Source organism: Actinoplanes sp. ATCC 53533, from assembly GCF_003947245.1.
Map to the genome: position 1 here is coordinate 54,250 of NZ_QHHV01000014.1, position 17,804 is coordinate 72,053.

Genomic DNA, 17,804 nt, shown 5'->3' on the forward strand with positions numbered 1-17,804 from the left:
AGCGGCCCAGCGGAGTAGTCCATCACGGTGTTGCCGAGGGGCGGGTTAGGCTCGGCCGGTGCCGCACGACACGATCTTCAACGAGCATCGCTCCCTGCTCAACGCCGTCGCCTACCGGGTGCTCGGCCGCTGGAGCGACGCCGAGGACGTGGTCCAGGACGCGTGGCTGCGGTGGAGCGCTGTCGACGTCGAGCAGGTGGAGAACGCGGAGGGTTATCTGGTCCGGGTGACCACCCGCCTGGCGATCGACCGCCTGCGCAGTGCCGCGTCGCGGCGCGAGACCTATGTCGGCCCGTGGCTGCCCGAGCCCATTCTGACCGCGCCGGATGTCGCCGACGACGTCGCCCGCTCGGAGTCGGTGTCGTTGGCGATGCTGTTGGTCCTGGAGTCGTTGTCCGCCTTGGAGCGGGCGGTCTTCGTGTTGCACGAGGCGTTCGGTTACTCCCACAGCGAGATCGCCACCATGGTCGAGCGCAGCCCGGAATCGGTGCGCCAGACGGCGTTGCGCGCGCGAGAGCATGTGAGCCGCCGGCGGCGCCGCTATGACACCGATCAGGCGACCCGGCGCAAGGTGACGGAGTCGTTCATGTCGGCGAGCACCGGTGGCGATCTCGCGTCGCTGATGCAGGTGCTGGCGCCGGACGTCAGGCTGGTGTGCGACGGTGGCGGACTGGCGCCGGCGCCGCGCAAGGCGATCGAGGGAATCGACCTGGTGGCACGGGCGCTGGTCACCTTCGGTGGTCGCATGCCGGAGGATCCGCGCGTGGTGGTAACCGAGGTCAACGGCGGGCCCGGTGTCGTCATCCTCTCCGCCGGCACCCCGGTGGCGGTCATCGTGCTGCACCTTGTCGAGGGGCGGGCGCGGGAGATTCACCTGATCAGCAACCCGGAGAAGCTCCACGCCGTCGCCGGTTTGTGACGCCGGTCACAGCGCCTCACGGTTAGCCGGGGCTGTCTCGTCCGTGGGGCATGGCTGACATCAAGCAGGTAATTGTCATCGGCGCCGGATACACCGGCATGCTCGCGGCTCTCGGCGCGGCGAAACGGGCCAAGGGGCGGGTGCACGTGACCCTCGTCAACCCCTGGGAGAGGTTCACCGAGCGGCTGCGGATGCACCAGATCGCCACCGGCCAGCAGCTCGCCGAGCACCGCATCCCGGACCTGGTGGCCGGCACCGGCATCGACTTCGTGCGGGGCTGGGCGAGCGGGATCGACACCGCCGCGCGCACCGTCACGGTGTCCACCGTGGATGACGGCGAGGTCTTCCTCGGCTACGACACGCTGGTCTATGCGATCGGCAGCACCACCGACACCGGCCGCGTCCCCGGGGCCGCCGAGCATGCCTTCACCCTCAACGATCCGCGGAGCGCACAGGCCATGGCCGCGCACCTCGCGCGCCGGGGCACCGGCGAATTCCTGGTCTGCGGCGCCGGCCTGACCGGGATCGAAGCCGCGACCGAGATCGCCGAGTCCCACCCGAACGTCCGGGTCACCCTGCTGAGCCGGGGCGAGCCGGCCGCGATGATGGGTGCCAGGGCTCGCGCGTACCTGATGGCGGCCCTGGACCGGCTGGGCGTGACCGTCCGGGCGGGCGTCAGCGTGACCAAGGTCCTGGCGGGCGGGGTCGAGCTGGAGGGCGGCGAGTTCGTCGCCGGCGACGGCTGCCTGTGGACCACCGGTGTCCGCGTGGCCCCGCTGGCCGCCGAGGCCGGGATCGCCACCGACGAGTACGGGCGCATCCGCACCGATGCCATGCTGCGGTCGGTGTCGCACCCGGGGATCTACGCGATCGGTGACGCGGCCGCCGTCCCGCAGGCTTTCGGCGTCATCCACGGCACCTGCCAGAGCGGCATACCGACGGCGGCGCACGCCGCCGAGAACATCGCTCGCCAGTTGCGGGGCAAGCAGCTCAAGCCGTTCCGCTTCGGCTACCTCCACCAGCCGGTGAGCCTCGGGCGCCGGGACGCGGTCATCCAGTTCACCTACGGCGACGACACCCCCCGGCGCTGGTACCTCACCGGTCGGGCGGCCATCTTCTACAAGGAGACGGTCAGCAGCAGCCCGATCAAGACCTACGGGCTGGCGAAGCGGCTGGCCATCTCGTCGCGGATGCTCGCCACCACCGGCGGCAAGCGCAACAAACCGGTCGGGTGGGAGCGTCTCGGTCCCGCGTCGTTCACCGGCTGACCCAGCTACGGCTGGTTCTACGGTCCGGAGGCCATGGACGACTTGGCCGGGCCTGTCCGCAAGCGGCAGTTCCCGATCATCGGCGGCGGGGGCGGCTACTGCTCGTGGGTGCATCTGGACGACGCGGCGAGCGCCACCGCGCTGGCGGTGGAGCAGAAGGTGCGGGGCGTGTTCACCATCGTCGACGACGAACCGGCCCCGGCCCGCGAGTGGCTGCCCTACCTGGCCACGTGCGTGGGAGCGAAGCGACCGATGCGGGTTCCGGCCTGGCTGGCCCGGCCGCTGGCCGGGCAGGTGGCGGTGGTGCTGATGACCGAGGGGCGGGGTTTCAGCAACGCCAAGGCCAAGCGGGACCTCGGTTGGGAGCTGCGCTACCCCTCGTGGCGGCAGGGCTTCGCGAAAGAGCTGGCGTGATCCGGGCAGCGCAGGACGAGAGCATGCCCCGGTTCGAGGCCGGCCGGCGCGACCACAAGGGCTGACCGCGGCGGTCAGGTGGTCGCCTGCCCGGTGCCGGCCGTGAGGTTGTGGGTCGCGGTGAGTCCGGCCTCGGTGCTCCTGCGGAGGAAATCGGCGAGCAGCTCGAGCTGCTGCTCGTCGTAGTCGCCGCAGATCGAGTCCAGCGCCGAATTCATGCCGGCGAACAGGTGGTACATCTCCCGGCCGCGGTCGGGCAGCGCCCGGACGGTGATCGCGCGCCGGTCGGCGGGGTCGCGCTCGCGAGCGATCCAGCCGGCGTTCTCGAGCCGGTCGAGGATTCCGGTCATGGTGGCCGGGTGCAGCCCGGCCTGGCGGGCGAGGCTGCTGGGGCTCAGCGGCCCGTGCCGGCTGATGAGGTCGAGACAGTCCATGTCGGTGTCCTTGATGGCGAGCTGGACGCCGACCTGGCGGTTGAGCGTCGACAGCTGGTTGTGCAGGTCGCGCAGCGCGTCCCTGATCTGGGTGGTGAGTTGCCGGCGGGCGCGTCCGCTTCCGGATGTTACGTGACTCATATTGTTTGGTCTCCAAAGCACATGTAGTTTGAGTCTCATATGATACGACTCAGAGAGGGCGAGTCATGACGAAGTACGCACGCGTCGCCAGCTTGCTGTTCGCCGGGCTGTTCGCCGGATTCCTCACCGCGGTCCTGGTCCTCGAGTTGTCGCTGCGCGGCGCCGACGGCATGGTCTACACCCAGGTCCGGCTGGTCGAACTCGACTCCCTCGACAAGCTCGCGGTCGCCACGCTGCTGCCGGCGTTGATCGCCACAGCGGTGCTGGCCTGGCGGGCCCTCCGAACGAGCACCCGGTGGCCGATCGTCGGCGCCCTCATCCTCCTGGTCCTCATCGTCGCCTTGACGATCACCGTCAACCTGCCGATCAACGCCGACCAGCTCCACTGGAACGCCGCGTCCCCACCCGCCGACTGGACCGACGTGCGCGACCGCTGGCAGATCGCCCATGCCGCTCGGACGGCGGCCGCGGTCCTCGCCTTCGCACTCCTCGCTTTCGCCGCACCGGCACCCTTCCGCAGCCGATAACCGGCAGCCCCCCGTGCTGATGACCTGCGCCTTCGATTCGTGAGCGACTAAGTGCGATGATCGGAGGAAGTTGGTCCGAATCATTCGAGGGAGTAACCATGGCGGCACCGTACGCGATGCTCGCGAGCGCGGGTGGCATCTTCTCGCTGATCCGGGACGGGCGGGCCGCGTCGCGGGCGGAGCTGTCCAGGCTGACCGGGCTGGCCGCGTCGACGGTGGCGCTGCGGGTGGAGGAGCTGATCCGGCTCGGTTACGTCCTGGAGTCGGGGGACGGGCGCTCGCAGGGCGGCCGGCGGCCGCGAAATCTGCGGGTGGCGACCGGATCGCGGCTGGTGGCGGGGGTGGAGCTCGGCGCGCGGCACGCCACCCTGCGGGTCTATGACCTGGGCGGCGCCGAGGTGGCGGGGCGTGGGGTCGCGCTGGACATCGCGCGGCCGCCGGAGGCCGTGTTGGGTGCGATCCACGATGAGCTGACCGGCCTGATCGCGCCGCTGCCCGGCGGGGGGCGGCTCGCGGCGATCGGCCTCGCGCTGCCCGGGCCCGTGAGCGCGCCGGACGGGCGGGTCATCTCGCCGTCGCGGATGCCGGGGTGGAACGGGCTCGCCCCGTCCGTGATCCTGGAGGAACTCGCCGGCGTGCCCGTCCGGGTCGAGAACGACGCCAACGCGATGGCCTTCGGGGAGTTCGTCGCGACCGGGCGGGTCACGAGGCACATGATCCTGGTCAAGGCGGGCGCGAGCATCGGCACCGGCATCATCGGCGCCGGCGCGCTGCACCGGGGCATGCGGGGAATGGCCGGCGACGTGAGCCACACCGCGGTCTCCGGCGGCTCCCAGGTGCTGTGCTCGTGCGGGCGGCTGGGCTGCCTCGACGCGGTCGCGGGCGGCCGGTCGATGGTCCTCGCGCTGCAGCGCTCGGGGGTGGCGGTCGAGGAGGTCGCCGACGTCGCCGCCCTGGCCCACGACGCGCATCCCCTCGCCACCCGGCTGCTGCGCGAGGCCGGCTCGCGGACCGGGGTCGTTCTCGCCACGCTGGTCGGGTTCTTCAACCCGGAGCGCCTGGTGCTCGCGGGCAGCTTGTCCTCCAGCGACGCGTTCGTCGCCAGCGTGCGCTCCAGCGTGTACGACCAGTGTCTGCCGATGTCGACCGAGGGTCTGGACATCGCGGTGGCGGCCGGCGGCGCGGACGTGGGCGCGCGTGGGGTCGCCGCGATCGTGCTGGACGAGCTGCTGGATCCGGCCCGGATCGACGCGACACTTTCTTCGAAGACCGCAGTAAGGTCATGAATAATCTGCGATTGGTGTAAAAAGGCTATTACAGGATCGCAGGAAAGCCTCTCCTCGTGCCTAGGATCGCGGCCTCAGCGAATCTCCATAGGAGAGGGACACCATGCACAGGATGACTGCGGCACTGGTTGCGATCGTCGTCGGCGCGGTGGGGCTCACCGCGTGCGGCTCCGGCGATGAGGGGTCCACCGACGGCAAGACGACGATCGTCTGGAACATGTGGTCGGGCGACACGGAGTCCACCAAGAAGCTGCGCGACCAGATGGCCGTCGCGCAGGAGGTGGTCGGCGCCGACATCACCATCGAACTGCAGACCGCGCCGTGGGCGGACTTCTTCACCAAGCTCAACGGCAACATGGCCGCCGGCAAGCTCGCCTGCGTCACCGCCATGAACGGGCAGCGCCTCGCCGACTACACCCAGGCCTTCCAGCCCCTGACCGACGACGACCTCAAGAAGGCGGGCCTCGCCCGCGCCGACTACAACCCCGGCGCACTCAGCGTCATGGAGAGCGGCGGCAAGCTGTACGGCCTGCCGTACGACACCGCCACCATGTTCCTGTTCTACAACGCCGACCTGTTCACCAAGGCCGGCGTCGCGTTGCCGACCAACACCTGGACCATCGCCGACTTCGAGAACGCCGCGAAGACCATCACCGCGAAGACCGGCGTCAAGGGCTTCGCCGTCTCCATCGACGAGTTCCAGTGGCTGACGCTGCCGATGGCGCGTTCCGGGCTGCAGCCGGTCAACGACAGCGGCAAGCTCGACCTGACCAACCCGGCGTTCGTCGACGCCGCCACGTGGTACGGCGACCTCGTCACCGGCGCGAAGGTGTCCGACGTGGTGCCGTCGGCCTCCGAGACCGGCTGGGAGGTCACCCAGTACCAGAACGGCAAGGCCGCGATGATCATCGACGGTACCTGGCAGGCCGCCAAGTACACCGCCGAGGACCTGCCCTTCAAGGCGGGCGCGGTGCGCATCCCGGCCGGCGGGTCCGGCCCGTACGGCGTGGTGCTCGGCTCCGGCTACGGCATCGCCAAGAACTGCGAGCAGAAGGACGCGGCGCTCAAGGTGCTCGGCGCGCTCGCCGGCGCGAAGTCCGAGGATCTGCTCGCCAAGCAGGGCAACTACCCGGCGCGGCTGGAGAACCAGGCCGGCTACTTCGCCGCCCTGCCCGCCGAGAACCGCGACCTGCTGACCGCCGCGTTCAAGGCCGGCTTCGAGGGCGTGAACGCCCAGCGGGTCACCGCGGAATGGACGAAGGTCGCCTCGTCCATGCCCAACGAGCTGGTAAGCGTCTACACCGGACAGTCGTCCATGCGGGACGCGCTGGGCAACCTGCAGTCCAAGTTCGGCGAGTGACGTGCGGACCGACTGGTTCGTCCACGACCGCTTCGGCATGTTCGTGCACTTCGGCCTGTACGCCGTCGCCGCCCGCCACGAGTGGGTGATGAACCGGGAGGAGATCGAAGCCGAGCGCTACGCCCGGTACGCCGACGTGTTCGACCCCGACCTGTTCGACGCCGCCGCGCTGGCCCGCACGGCGAAGCAGGCCGGTGCGCGGTACGTGGTGCTGACCGCCAAGCACCACGAGGGCTTCTGCCTGTGGGACACCGCCACCACCGACTTCAGCGCCGCCGAGGCGCTCATGGCGATGTGCCGGGAGCTGCAGCCGCACATGATCGTCAACGACCGGCTCGGCATCCCCGGCGACCTGGTCACCCCGGAGCAGTACCAGCCGTCCCGGCCCTTGGAACGCGACGGCGTGCCGGTGCTGTGGGAGGCGTGCCAGACCGCGCCCCGGGACGCCGCCCTGTTCGCCGCGATCGGTGAGTGGATGCACCGCCACCGGCGGGCTGTGCACGGCGCCGGGCCGTCGGCGTTCACCGCGCCCTCCGGCGTCACCTACACCCAGCGCGGCGACCGGCTCTACGCCTGCCTGTTCGACTGGCCGTTCGGCCTGCTGCACCTGCCGGACCTCGCCGGCCGGGTGCGCTTCGCCCGCCTGCTGCACGACGGGTCCGAGCTGCGCATGCGCGAGATCCCGCAGGCGCAGCAGGCGTTCAACATGAACCCCGCCGCGCCGCCGCCCGGCACGCTCACCCTCACCCTGCCGACGCGCAAGCCGGAGGTCGCGCTGCCGGTCATCGAACTGCTCCTGTGGGACAGCCCGTGAGCAGCCTCCGCAAGGCCGAGCGGCGCTCCGCGTTCGCCTTCATCAGCCCGGCGCTCATCGGCCTGAGCGTGTTCACCGTGCTGCCGACCGTCCTCGCCATCGTGATGAGCTTGTTCGACTGGCCGATCTTCGGCGAGCGCGAGTTCGCCGGTGTCGGCAACTACACCCGGTTGCTCACCGACACTCCCGACTTCTGGCCGGCGCTGCGCAACTCCGTCGTCTTCACCGTGCTGTACGTGCCGCTCAACCTCGTGGTGTCCCTCGGCCTGGCCCTGCTGCTCGGGCCGAGGATGCGCGGCCGGGCGATCTTCCGGGTGCTGTTCTTCATCCCGGTCGTCACCCCGATGGTCGCCAACGCCCTGGTGTGGAAGCTTGTGCTGCAGCCGCAGGGACTGCTCAACGGGCTGACCACCGAATGGTTCGGTGTCACCATGCCGAACTTCCTCGTCGACGAGAACTGGGCGATGCTGTCCATCGTCGTGATGAGCGTGTGGGCCGGCATGGGCTACAACATGCTGGTCCTCACCGCGGCGCTGGAACAACTGCCCAGCACGGTCATCGAGGCCGCGCGCATCGACGGGGCCGGCGGCTTCATGATGCTGCGCAAGGTCGTGCTGCCGCTCATCTCGCCGGCGCTGTTCTTCGCGGCCGTGATGACCATCATCGGCTCGCTGCAGGTGTTCGCCCAGCCGCAGCTGCTCACCGGCGGCGGGCCCGGCACCAGCACCCTGCCGCTGGTCATGTTCATCTACGAGACCGGCTTCCAGTTCCAGGACCTCGGGCTCGCCGCCGCCGCGGCCTGGCTGCTGTTCGTCCTCATCATCGGGGTCACCGCGGGTCAGTTCCGGGCGCAGAAGAGGTGGGTGCACTATGAACACTGAGCGGTCGCGCCTGCGCGAGGCCGTCGCTTACGTGGTGGCGACTCTCGCCGCGCTCGTGTTCGTGGCGCCGCTGGCCTACGCGTTCCTGTCGGCGCTGAAGCCGTCGCGTGAGGTGCTGCTCAGCCCGCCGCGGCTGTTCGGCAGCGAGGTGCGCTGGCACAACTTCCTCGACGTGTTCGACTACGCGCCGTTCACCACCTACATCGGCAACTCGCTGCTGGTCTCGGTGGCGGGCGTACTGGTGGTGCTGTTCGTCTCCGCGACGGCCGGGTACGCCTTCGGCCGGCTGCGCTGGCCCGGCCGGGAGGTCGTGTTCGTGCTCTTCCTCGGCACGCTCATGGTGCCGCAGGAGGTGCTCGTCATCCCGATGTTCGTGGTGATGCAGTGGTTCGGCTGGGTGGACTCGTACCCGTCGCTGATCTTCCCGTGGGCGTTCACCGCGTTCGGCACGTTCCTCATGCGGCAGTTCTTCCGCACCATTCCGTACGAGTTGGAGGAGGCGGCCCGCGTCGACGGCGCCGGGCCGGGCCGCACGTTCCTGCGCATCGTGCTGCCGCTCGCCCGTCCCGCCCTCGCGGTCCTGGCGGTGTTCACCTTCCTCAACTACTGGAACAGCTACCTGTGGCCACTGATCGCCATCAACGACTACGCGTCGCTCGGCACGCTGCCGATCGGCCTCGCCAGCTTCTCCAGCCAGACCGGCACCCGATGGGACCTGCAGATGGCCGCCACGATCATTTCGATGGTGCCGACCACGATCATTGTGCTCGCGCTGCAGCGGCACCTCGTGCGCGGCATCGCCACCTCCGGACTGGGCGGCCGATGAGGATCGCCGTCGCCGGCCTGGCGATCGAGTCCAGCGCCTACGCGACCCACCGGGCCGGCTACCGGGACTTCACCGTCCTCACCGCCGACGAGGTGCGGGAACGGTACGCGTTCCTCGCGCCCGGCACGCCACTCGGCGACGCCGCCCGGTGGATCGGGGTGTTCTACGCCCGGTCCATCCCCGGCGGCCGGGTCGAACGGGCCGTCTACGACGACTTCAAGGCCCGCATCGTCGAAGGGCTGCGGGCCGCCGGGCCGGTCGACGGGCTCTACCTCGACGTGCACGGCGCGATGAGTGTCGAGGGCATGGACGACGCCGAAGGTGACCTCGTCACCGCCGTTCGCGCCGTCATCCCGCCGGGCGCGCTGGTGTCCGCGCCGCTGGATCTGCACGGCAACGTCTCGGAGGTCTTCGCCCGCGCCGTCGAGCTGCCCACCTGCTATCGGCTCGCCCCGCACGAGGACGCCTGGGAGACCCGGGAACGGGCGGCCCGCAACCTCGTCGACGTCCTGGGCGACCGGCTCGCCGGCGGGTCGCGCACGGTCCACCGCGCGTGGATCCCGGTGCCTATCCTGTTGCCGGGGGAGAAGACGTCCACCCGGGTCGAGCCGGCGAGGAGCCTGTACGGGCTGCTGCCGTCGGCGGAGGCGAAGGACGGCGTGACCGACGCGTCGATCTGGATCGGGTACGCGTGGGCGGACGAGCCGCGCTGCCACGCCACCGTGCTCGTCACCGGCGACGACCCGGCCGTCGTCGCGGCCGAGGCGGAGGCGCTCGCCGCGCGGCTGTGGGACGTACGGGAGGAATTCGGGTTCGTCGGCCCGGCCGGCACCCTCGCCGAGGGCGTAGCCCGGGCCCTGCGGTCTCCCGGAAAGCCCTACCTCGTCAGCGACTCGGGCGACAACCCGGGCGCGGGCGGCAGCGGTGACGTCAGCTCGACCCTCGGTCGACTGCTGCGCGTTCCCGAGCTGACCGGCCCCGGCGCGCCGGTGACCTACGTGGCGTCGGTGTTCGACGCGGCCGCCATCGACGTGCTGTTCGCCGCCGGGATCGGCGCCGAGGTGGCGGTCACCGTGGGCGCCGACCGGGTGGAGGTGCGCGGGATCCTCGCCGGCCGGTACACCGGCGATCCGGACGCCGGGCGCATCGCGGTCATCCGGGCCGGCGGGCTGCACGCCGTGGTCACCGAATTCCGCAAGGCATACCACGCCACCAGCGACTTCGCGGCGATCGGCCTCGACCCGGCCGCCGCCGACATCATCGTCACCAAGATCGGATACCTGGAGCCGACGCTGTACGACCTCGCCCGAGGCGGGCAGAACTGGACGCTCGCACTCACCCCGGGCCCGGTCGACCAGGACCTGGAACGCCTCGGCCACCACCGGATCAACCGGCCGATGTTCCCGTTCGACGCGTTCGCCGAGCGCCCCGACCTGACGGCGAGAATGCTGTGACCGCGCCGCACGCGGAGGCGATGGCATGAGCCTGCTGCTCGGCATCGACTACGGCGGCACGCACAGCAAGCTGCTGCTGGCCCGCGACGGCGCCGCGGTGCGGCAGGCGCAGTTTCCCACCCACCGCGGGCCCGGCGCCCTGCGACGGCTCGCCGAACAGGTCGACGGGTTCCTCGACGGCGAGCGGCCCGCCGCGCTCGGGGTGACGATCGCGGGCATCCTCGACGAGGCCACCGGCCGGGTCGTCACCAGCGTCAACCTGCCCTGGCTCGACGGCACCGACCCGGTCGGCGACCTCACCGGCCTGCTCGGCGTCGCCGGGGTCGCGGTCCAGGACGGCCACGCGGCCGCCACCGCGGAGGTGACCCTCGGCGCCGCTCGCGCCCACGGCGACATCGACGACATCTTCGTGCTCACCCTCGGCACCGGCATCGCGGGCGCGCACATCGTCGACGGGGTGCTGCGCCGCGGCGCCCACAACGCGGCGGGCGAGATCGGGCACATGGGCACCGGTGAGGGGCGCAGGTGCGGCTGCGGGCAGCGCGGGTGCCTGGAATCGGAGATCGGCGGGGACCAACTCGTCGCCCGGTGGCACGAGGCGGGCGGCGGCATCCCCGCGGGAGGCACGGCGAAGGACCTGGTGGCGGCGGCCGCCGCGGGCGACGAGCGGGCCGTCACGCTGCTGGACCGGGCCACCACCGCGCTCGGTCGCAGCCTGCTCGGCGTCATAGCGCTGCTCGACCCCGGCCTCATCATCGTCGGCGGGGGGCTCGCCCAGGCCCACGAGTGGATCTTCGAGCCCGCCGTGCGCAAAACCGTCGACGGGGCTACCTTTCACCGGCTGCCGCCGATCGTGCCCGCCGCCCTCGGCGTCTGGGCGGGCGCCTGGGGCGCCACCATCGCCGCCGGATCGGCGGTCCGGCCGTCCCGTCACTGAAGGAGAACGTCATGATCCTCGTCACCGGCGCCACCGGAAACGTCGGCCGCCACGTGCTCAGCCTGCTGATCGCCGACGGCCATGCGGTGCGTGCGCTGAGCCGGGCCCCGCAGCGGGCGGTGTGGCCGGCCGGGGCCGACGTGGTCCCCGGCGACCTGGCCGACCCGCGGTCGCTGGACGCGGCCCTGGCCGGCGTGGAGTCGGTGTTCCTGTTCGCGGTGCCGGGCGGCGGGCCCGCGTTCGCCGCCGCCGCCCGGCGGGCCGGCGTGCGCCGGGTCGTGTTGCTGTCCTCCATCGGGGTCGACGACGACTCGGAGGTCCGGGACACCCCGATCGCCGTCTACCACGCCGAGATCGAGCAGACCCTGCGCGGCTCCGGTCTCGCGTGGACGTTCCTGCGCCCCGACGGGTTCGCCGCCAACTCCCTGACGTGGGCCGGCCAGACGAAGGCCGGCGACGTGATCCGCGGCGCCTACGCCGAGGCCGCGTTCGCGCCGGTGCACGAGGCCGACATCGCCGCCGTCGCGGTGGCCGCCCTCACCGAGGACGGGCACGCCGGCCGGGTCTACCGGCTGACCGGGCCGCAGTGGCTGACCCACGCCGACCAGGCCGCCATCCTGGGCCGGGCGCTCGGCCGGCCGATCCGCTACGCCGAACTGCCCGCCGAGGCCGTGCGCCAGCAGATGGATGCCCACCTGCCGGGGCCCATCCTGGACAGCATCTTCGCCATCTGGGCTGCCTCCGTCGGTCGTTCCCCGGCCATCGCCACCGACATCGAGAAGGTCACCGGCCGGCCCGCCCGCAGCTACCACGACTGGGTCCTCGACCACGCCGAAGCGTTCTAGCCCCCGAGCGGGTGGCTCAGGTGCGGCGCAACGACCGGGACAGGCCCGCCGCGATCGTGGTCGCCAGGACCAGGCCGGCGAGGATGAAGAAGTACGAGATCCACTGGTAGGCGCCCCTGGGCACGAAGGCGCTCTGCTGCCCGAAATCCATCACCGGCAGCAGCAGGTCGAGCGTGTAGACCAGGGCGTTGAACGGCGGCGCCTTGGCCGGTTCCCCGGCGGCCGGCGGGTGCAGTCCGAAGACGACCGCGCCCGCCACGAGCAGGCCGGCGAACAGGACGGCGGCGCGTTGCGGGCGGTAGCCGTACCCGACGGTGACGTCCTGCAGCAGGCCCCACAGCTTGGTGAGGACGCCTGCCCCGGCGGTGTCGCGGCGCTGCCGGGCCAGCAGCACGAGCCGCGCCTGGTCGCCCTTGCCCTGCCCGCGCAGCACGGTGGCCAGTTGCTCGTACGGCTGCCGGTGGTGGCCGTCCGGGTCCCGTGCCAGCCAGTCGATGCGCTGCGCGGCGTCGGTCTGCGGCTCCAGGATCTCGTACGTCAGGCCGTCCAGGTCGATGCGCTCCGGCCAGGCCGCCGGGTCGTCGCGCAGCACCCCGATCCGCGCGTGACGGAGGTCGACCCGGCCGGCCGGGGTCCGCACCCAGCACAGCGTCAGCTCGGCCGCCTGCGCCCGCCAGCAGCTGAGCGCGACCCCGCCGGGCGCGTCGAGCGCCGCGCCGTCGAAGCACAGCTTGCTGCCGACCACGACGTTGGCGAAGCGCAGCGTGCCGGTGGCCCGGAAGCCGTCGCAGCAGTGGAACGTCGAGTGCGCGCGCACGCCGATGGCGTTGAGCGCCACCCCGCCCGGGTTGTCCAGGTCGGCGCCCCGCAGCCGGACCGGGCCGTGCACGGTGGCGTCCTCCATCCGGAACTCACCTCGGACCCGCAGGTTGTCGCCGCCGTCGAGCACGCCGTCGACGACAGCCGCGTCCAGGCGCAGCGCGACACCGCCGGGCGTCACGAACTCCGCGTCGCCCAGGGCGACCGTCCGGCCGATCCGCGCGCTCACCGCCCGGACCTCGCCGTGCGCCACGAGCCCGCGGCTCAGGAACAGCCCGCCGTCGATGGTGGCCCGGTCCAGCCGGACCGCGACCGCGCCGGGATTGTGCAGCACCGAGCCGGACAGGATCAGGCCGTCGCTGATCCGGGCGTGCCGGAGCCGGATCTCACCCTCGACCCGGCACCGGCGGGCGAACAGCGAACTGTCGATGAGCACACTGTCGGCGGCGAGCGCGATCCGGCCGGGCGCGGTGATCCGGGCGTCGTCGAACTCGACGCCGCCGGCGCAGCGGGCGTGATAGATGTGCACCGAGCCGTCGAACTCGCCGCCGTTGCCCGCCAGGTCGCCGCCGACCGTGCAGTGGTCGGCCATGACGGCGGGCCCGGCCGGGTTGCGCACCCGGATCTTCCGCATCCGCAGGCTGCCCGCGATCTTCGCGCCGTACAGCTTGATCTCGCCGCCGACCGTGCAGCCGCGCAGCGACAGGTCGCCGTTGACGGTCGCGGCGGAGGCGTGCAGGCCGGGCAGCCGGGAACCGGCGAAGCTGACGAACCGCAGCGTCGCCCAGGACAGGTTGGGCGGTTCGGCCAGGTCGCAGTCCTCCAGCCGGATCGCGTGGGGCACCTCGGCGAACTGGAGGTCCAGCGTCCCCGTGACGGTGGCACCGCTGATCCACAACCCGCGGCCGGGCACCTGGGCGGACAGCAGCAGCTCGGCGAGCAGGGCGGCGGGCACCTCGTCCCCGGCGTCGAAAGCCACCTTGTCGCCGGACGCGAACGCCCGCCGTACCCGATCCTCAGCGTCGCTCACGATCGCCATTGTGTACGGTGGCGGCCAGCCGCGGTCAGCGGTCCCAGCCGTCGCAGCAGTCCTCCGGCTCCTCGGCCAGCAGGGCCAGCAGATCCGTGCCGGTCTGGTCGTCCACCCGCAGCCGCGGCGTGCCGACGATCAGCCCCAGCTTCGCGGCGCAGTCGACACCGAAGCCGTGGACCATCCGGTCGACGCGGGTCGGATGCCCGCACCGGGCGCAGGGCTTGCGCGCCGGCCGGCCGGACCCCGGGAACGTGACCACAGCGTCGATCCTGCCCGGTCCGGCGGCATTTCACCCACGAACCGCCGGCAGTCAGACCGTGAGCGCCGTGGCGGCGCCCGGGGTGAGCCAGTGCAGGCTTTCCCGGACCGGGCCCGGAGCCCCGGCGAAGGCGGCCTCGACCGCCGTCCGGCCCTCGCTGAAGTGGCCCCAGCCCTCATAGTGCACCGGTACGACCGTGTGGGCCCGTACCTGAGCGCAGAGCTCGGCGCCGTCGGCCGCGGTCATCGTGTAGCGCAGCGGGCCGGTCAGGCCGAACCGCACCGCGCCCAGGTGCAGCACCGTCGTGCCGATGGCGAACCGTTCGGCCACCTGCCGCACCCCGGGGTAGAGCACCGTGTCGCCGGTGATCCACAGCGGGCCGTGCTGCTGGCCCTCCCAGCGCAGCACGAAGCCGGTCACCTCGCCGGTCACCGGCCGGCTCAGCGGCGGCCCGTGCCGGCACGGCGTCGCGGTGATCTCGATCGTCGGCCGGCCGGCCGAGGCCAGCTCGGTGCGCTGCCAGGGCCCGAGCCCGGTGACCGGCGCGCCGAGCCGGCGGCCGCCGGCGACCGTGGTGACGACCTGGCCCGCGGCCGGCAGCAGCGCGCGGCCGGTGTCGTCCAGGTTGTCGGCGTGGTGGTCGTGGGTCAGCAGCACCAGGTCGATGCCGCCGAGCGATTCCGCCGGCACCGCCGGGCCGGTCAGCTTGCGCGACGCGGTGCCCCAGCCGAACTTGTAGGTCCGGCCGGGGGCGTCGAAGGTCGGATCGGTGAGGATCCGCCAGCCGGCCACCTCGATCAGCGTGGTCGGACCGCCGACGTGGGTGATCCGCGCGTCCGTCATCGGGCGTGCCGCACTGCCCAGTCGAGGACCTCGTCGGCGATCTGTTCCCAGCCCTTCTGGGCCGGCAGCAGGTGGGCGTAGCCCGCGTACTCCCTGCGTTCGGTGATGGTGTCGGACTTGTAGTGCTTGCAGTTCGACTCCTGGATGGCCGGCGGCATGATGTGGTCCTCCGAACCGGAGACGAACAATAGCGGGGCCCGGTCGTCGTTGTGGTAGTCGACCCAGGTGTCCTGGTGGCCGGGCTGGAAGTTGGCCAGCACACTGCCCCACAGGATGCCGCCGTTGGCCGGGATGGCGTAGCGCTGCCAGAGCGCCCGGCCCTCCTGCTCGGTGAACGTGTTGGTGAAGGCGTACTGCCACTCCTCGAAGGTCAGCGGCACCACCTTGTGCCGGTTGGCCGGGCTCTTCAGCACCGGGAACGTCGACTTCACCTGCGACAGCGGCACCACCCGGACGCCCTCCGTGGGCGCCGAGTTCATCGCCACGCCGGCCGCGCCGAAGCCGTGGTCGAGCAGGATCTGGGTGAACGCGCCGCCGGCCGAGTGGCCGATGATGATCGGTGGCGTGTCCAGCTCGCGGATGACGCTCTCGTAGTGGCTGATGATCTGCGGGACGGTGGAGTTCAGGATCGGCGTGGGGTCGGCGTTGAGCGCCTCCACCTCGACCTCGTAGCCGGGGTAGGAGGGCGCGATGACCCGGAAGCCCTTGCTCTCGTAGTGGCTGATCCAGTTCTCCCAGCTGCGCGGGGTGACCCAGAATCCATGGACGAGCACGATGGTGTCGGGTGCCATGTCAGGCGTCCTTTCCGGACAGGAAGTCGAGCAGGTCGTGGCCGAGCCGTTGACGGAATGTGCGGGCCGTCCTGCGATTCACCGTAGGAGCGCGCCTGCGCGCCTCGCGTACGTAGGACTACGTAACGTCTGGCGCGCCCGGTCACTCCGGCGAGGCCCGGGAGGCCTCCGGCACGGTGGCGCGGCCGCGTGCCACCACCCCCGGCATCGTGCCGGGCACCGGGCCGGGCGTCACCTCGGGCAGCGCGCCGGGCGCCACCCCGGGCACCGCGGCGCGTCCCCGCACCACCCACGGCGGCGGCGGATCCGCGGCGTACTCGTCGGGTGGTGCGGCCGGCAGCGGCCGGGAGCGGCGTCGGCGCAGCAGGACCGCCGCGATGACCATCGCCGCCAGGCCGGCGACGGCGAGCCCCGGCACCAGCGCGGCCCTGATCGGTGAGCGGTCCGTCGTGTCCCGCGACGCGGCCGCCGGGGCCGTCACGATCGCGTCGCCGGTCATGCTGAGGTCGCCGGTGTCGATCCGGACGGACACCCGGGCCGGCAACACCGGCGGGGTCGGGAACTGGACCAGATACCGGCCGTTGAGCGTGGTCTTCACCTGATCCAGGGCGGGGATGACGACGGGATCGCCGGAGGGCGCGAAGAAGCCCCCGGTCGCCGCCGCCACGCTCGCCCAGTAGGGGCTGTCCGTGACGGTTCCGACCACCACCAGGATCGTCCCGCTCGCCCGGAACCGGGTGGCGAGCGCCCGGGCGCCCTCGCCGCCCGCGTCGGCCCCGGTCGTGTACAGCACCACCACCCGCCGGCCGGCCGCGGTGCCCGGGAACTGCCGCACCGCCAGCCCCAGCGCCGCGGCCGTGTCGCGTTCGCCGCGGGCGCGCACGGAGGTGAGCGCGCGGACGACACCGGTCGGACCGCGTTGCGGTCCGACGGTCACCGCGGCGGGCGCGGAATCGGCGATCACGACCGCCTGGGTGCTGGCCGGCGCCTCCAGGATGAACCGGGCCGCGGCGCTGAGCCACGCCGGCAGCGTCGCGGCACCGGCCACCGACGTGTCGACGACCAGCGCGACCGCCAGGCCGTCCGCCATGACCGGGACCAGCGTCGCCCGCTGCGCCGCGCCGTCGCGGGTCACGGTGACGCTCCGGCGGCCCGGCCGGGTGCTCGCGCTCAGGTCGACGACCAGCGCGGTCCGCGCGCCGCTGACCAGGACGGCGGCCACCGGCAGCGGGACCGGCGGGGCCGGTGCGGCCGCCGCCGCGGCGCCGGGGAACGGGGCCGCGACCAGCGCGCACACCAGCGCCGCGACGCGCGCCCGCCGGCGCTCAGACCTGATCCGCGAACACGATGACATTGTCCCGGTAACTTCCTCTTTCGCGGTCGAAGCTTCCGCCGCAGGTGACCAGCCGGAGAGTGGGATCCAGGGTGGGCGCGTACACCAGGTCGGTGGGGAAACTGGTCTTGGACACCTGCGACACCTCGCGCACCCGGAACATCACCTTGCTGCCGTCCGCGCGATCGACGCGGATCAGCGTGCCGCGCCGCACGGTGCGCAGGTCGACGAAGATTCCCGGTCCGGTGCGGGAGTCGACGTGGCCGAGGATCACCGCGGGGCCGGGCTGGCCCGGCCGGGGGCCGAGCTCGTACCAGCCGGCGACGTCCGTGCGCTTCGGCACCGCGATGGTCCCGTCGGCGCGCAGGCCGAGGCGCTGCACCGCGCCGTCGACGCGCAGCGCCCCGATCCGCAGCCGGACCGGGGCGGCCACCGCCTGGTAGGTGCGCGCCGACCGGAAGGCGTCCGCCACCATCGGCGCGTCGCCGGCCGGTGCGCCGGCCACGGGCGTGCCGCTCACCCCGGGCCGGCGAGCGGCCTGCGGCTGGGCGCCGGCCAGCGCCGTGACCGCCGCCAGCGTCACGGCCGCGAGAGACCCGAGGCGGGCGTACGCCCGCATG

The 17,804-nt window shown here is 72.3% G+C and carries 19 protein-coding genes; 12 read left to right on the plus strand and 7 right to left on the minus strand.

Going from position 1 to position 17,804, the window contains the following annotated elements; genetic code table 11:
- Nucleotides 1–58 precede the first annotated feature (58 nt).
- The 3 genes from sigJ to DMB66_RS05220 are packed head-to-tail and all read left to right on the plus strand — an operon-like array spanning nucleotide 59 to nucleotide 2,601.
- A complete protein-coding gene (sigJ, locus tag DMB66_RS05210; protein ID WP_125802854.1) occupies nucleotides 59–919 on the plus strand; it encodes an RNA polymerase sigma factor SigJ in 861 nt (286 codons plus the stop codon).
- Nucleotides 920–969: 50 nt separating this feature from the next.
- Entirely contained in the window at nucleotides 970–2,187 is a 1,218-nt protein-coding gene (locus DMB66_RS05215) for an NAD(P)/FAD-dependent oxidoreductase (RefSeq protein WP_125802855.1), read from the plus strand.
- Nucleotides 2,188–2,220: 33 nt separating this feature from the next.
- Nucleotides 2,221–2,601, plus strand: a complete 381-nt coding sequence (locus DMB66_RS05220) for an NAD(P)-dependent oxidoreductase (RefSeq protein ID WP_199751989.1) — start codon at nucleotides 2,221–2,223, stop codon at nucleotides 2,599–2,601.
- A gap of 74 nt (nucleotides 2,602–2,675) precedes the next feature.
- Here the strand turns inward: DMB66_RS05220 and DMB66_RS05225 are convergent, their stop codons facing one another.
- Entirely contained in the window at nucleotides 2,676–3,176 is a 501-nt protein-coding gene (locus DMB66_RS05225) for a MarR family winged helix-turn-helix transcriptional regulator (RefSeq protein ID WP_125802856.1), read from the minus strand.
- Nucleotides 3,177–3,241: 65 nt separating this feature from the next.
- Here DMB66_RS05225 and DMB66_RS05230 point away from each other — a divergent pair, with 65 nt between their 5' ends.
- The 9 genes from DMB66_RS05230 (at nucleotide 3,242) to DMB66_RS05270 (ending at nucleotide 12,106) form a co-directional block, all read left to right on the plus strand.
- The gene (locus tag DMB66_RS05230; RefSeq protein WP_125802857.1) at nucleotides 3,242–3,703 is read left to right on the plus strand and encodes an anthrone oxygenase family protein; all 462 of its coding nucleotides are present in this window, start codon (nucleotides 3,242–3,244) and stop codon (nucleotides 3,701–3,703) included.
- A 98-nt stretch (nucleotides 3,704–3,801) separates the two neighbouring features.
- Entirely contained in the window at nucleotides 3,802–4,989 is a 1,188-nt protein-coding gene (locus tag DMB66_RS05235; protein WP_125802858.1) for an ROK family transcriptional regulator, read from the plus strand.
- A 112-nt stretch (nucleotides 4,990–5,101) separates the two neighbouring features.
- Nucleotides 5,102–6,349, plus strand: coding sequence for an ABC transporter substrate-binding protein (locus DMB66_RS05240; RefSeq protein ID WP_158647144.1), 1,248 nt, complete (start codon nucleotides 5,102–5,104; stop codon nucleotides 6,347–6,349).
- Nucleotide 6,350: 1 nt separating this feature from the next.
- Entirely contained in the window at nucleotides 6,351–7,163 is an 813-nt protein-coding gene (locus tag DMB66_RS05245; protein ID WP_199751992.1) for an alpha-L-fucosidase, read from the plus strand.
- On the plus strand, nucleotides 7,160–8,044 hold the full coding sequence (locus tag DMB66_RS05250; protein WP_199751995.1) for a carbohydrate ABC transporter permease: 885 nt from the start codon (nucleotides 7,160–7,162) through the stop codon (nucleotides 8,042–8,044). Before DMB66_RS05245 ends, DMB66_RS05250 begins: the two co-directional genes overlap by 4 nt.
- Complete coding sequence (locus DMB66_RS05255; protein WP_125802860.1) at nucleotides 8,034–8,870, plus strand: carbohydrate ABC transporter permease; 837 nt, start codon at nucleotides 8,034–8,036, stop codon at nucleotides 8,868–8,870. The genes DMB66_RS05250 and DMB66_RS05255 overlap by 11 nt, the downstream gene beginning before the upstream one ends.
- Nucleotides 8,867–10,324 carry a M81 family metallopeptidase gene (locus DMB66_RS05260; protein ID WP_125802861.1) on the plus strand — a complete coding sequence of 486 codons (1,458 nt, stop codon included), beginning with the start codon at nucleotides 8,867–8,869 and terminating at the stop codon, nucleotides 10,322–10,324. The genes DMB66_RS05255 and DMB66_RS05260 overlap by 4 nt, the downstream gene beginning before the upstream one ends.
- Nucleotides 10,325–10,349: 25 nt before the next feature.
- Nucleotides 10,350–11,261 (plus strand): ROK family protein, encoded by a 912-nt coding sequence (locus DMB66_RS05265; protein ID WP_125802862.1) that lies wholly within the window; start codon nucleotides 10,350–10,352, stop codon nucleotides 11,259–11,261.
- A gap of 11 nt (nucleotides 11,262–11,272) precedes the next feature.
- Complete coding sequence (locus DMB66_RS05270; RefSeq protein WP_125802863.1) at nucleotides 11,273–12,106, plus strand: NAD(P)H-binding protein; 834 nt, start codon at nucleotides 11,273–11,275, stop codon at nucleotides 12,104–12,106.
- A gap of 16 nt (nucleotides 12,107–12,122) precedes the next feature.
- On the opposite strand, the gene DMB66_RS05275 is transcribed toward DMB66_RS05270, so the two are convergent.
- From DMB66_RS05275 to DMB66_RS05300, 6 genes are all read right to left on the minus strand, one after another.
- Nucleotides 12,123–13,955 (minus strand): hypothetical protein, encoded by a 1,833-nt coding sequence (locus tag DMB66_RS05275; protein ID WP_125802864.1) that lies wholly within the window; start codon nucleotides 13,953–13,955, stop codon nucleotides 12,123–12,125.
- A gap of 34 nt (nucleotides 13,956–13,989) precedes the next feature.
- Nucleotides 13,990–14,217: a hypothetical protein gene (locus DMB66_RS05280; protein ID WP_125802865.1), complete on the minus strand. Its 228-nt coding sequence runs from the start codon at nucleotides 14,215–14,217 to the stop codon at nucleotides 13,990–13,992.
- A 51-nt stretch (nucleotides 14,218–14,268) separates the two neighbouring features.
- A complete protein-coding gene (locus DMB66_RS05285) occupies nucleotides 14,269–15,060 on the minus strand; it encodes an MBL fold metallo-hydrolase (RefSeq protein ID WP_125802866.1) in 792 nt (263 codons plus the stop codon).
- Entirely contained in the window at nucleotides 15,057–15,851 is a 795-nt protein-coding gene (locus DMB66_RS05290) for an alpha/beta hydrolase (protein WP_125802867.1), read from the minus strand. The genes DMB66_RS05285 and DMB66_RS05290 overlap by 4 nt, the downstream gene beginning before the upstream one ends.
- 142 nt (nucleotides 15,852–15,993) lie before the next feature.
- Entirely contained in the window at nucleotides 15,994–17,205 is a 1,212-nt protein-coding gene (locus DMB66_RS05295) for a VWA domain-containing protein (RefSeq protein ID WP_125802868.1), read from the minus strand.
- Nucleotides 17,177–17,803, minus strand: coding sequence for a class F sortase (locus DMB66_RS05300; protein ID WP_125802869.1), 627 nt, complete (start codon nucleotides 17,801–17,803; stop codon nucleotides 17,177–17,179). The genes DMB66_RS05295 and DMB66_RS05300 overlap by 29 nt, the downstream gene beginning before the upstream one ends.
- Between the last annotated feature and the right edge of the window lies 1 nt (nucleotide 17,804).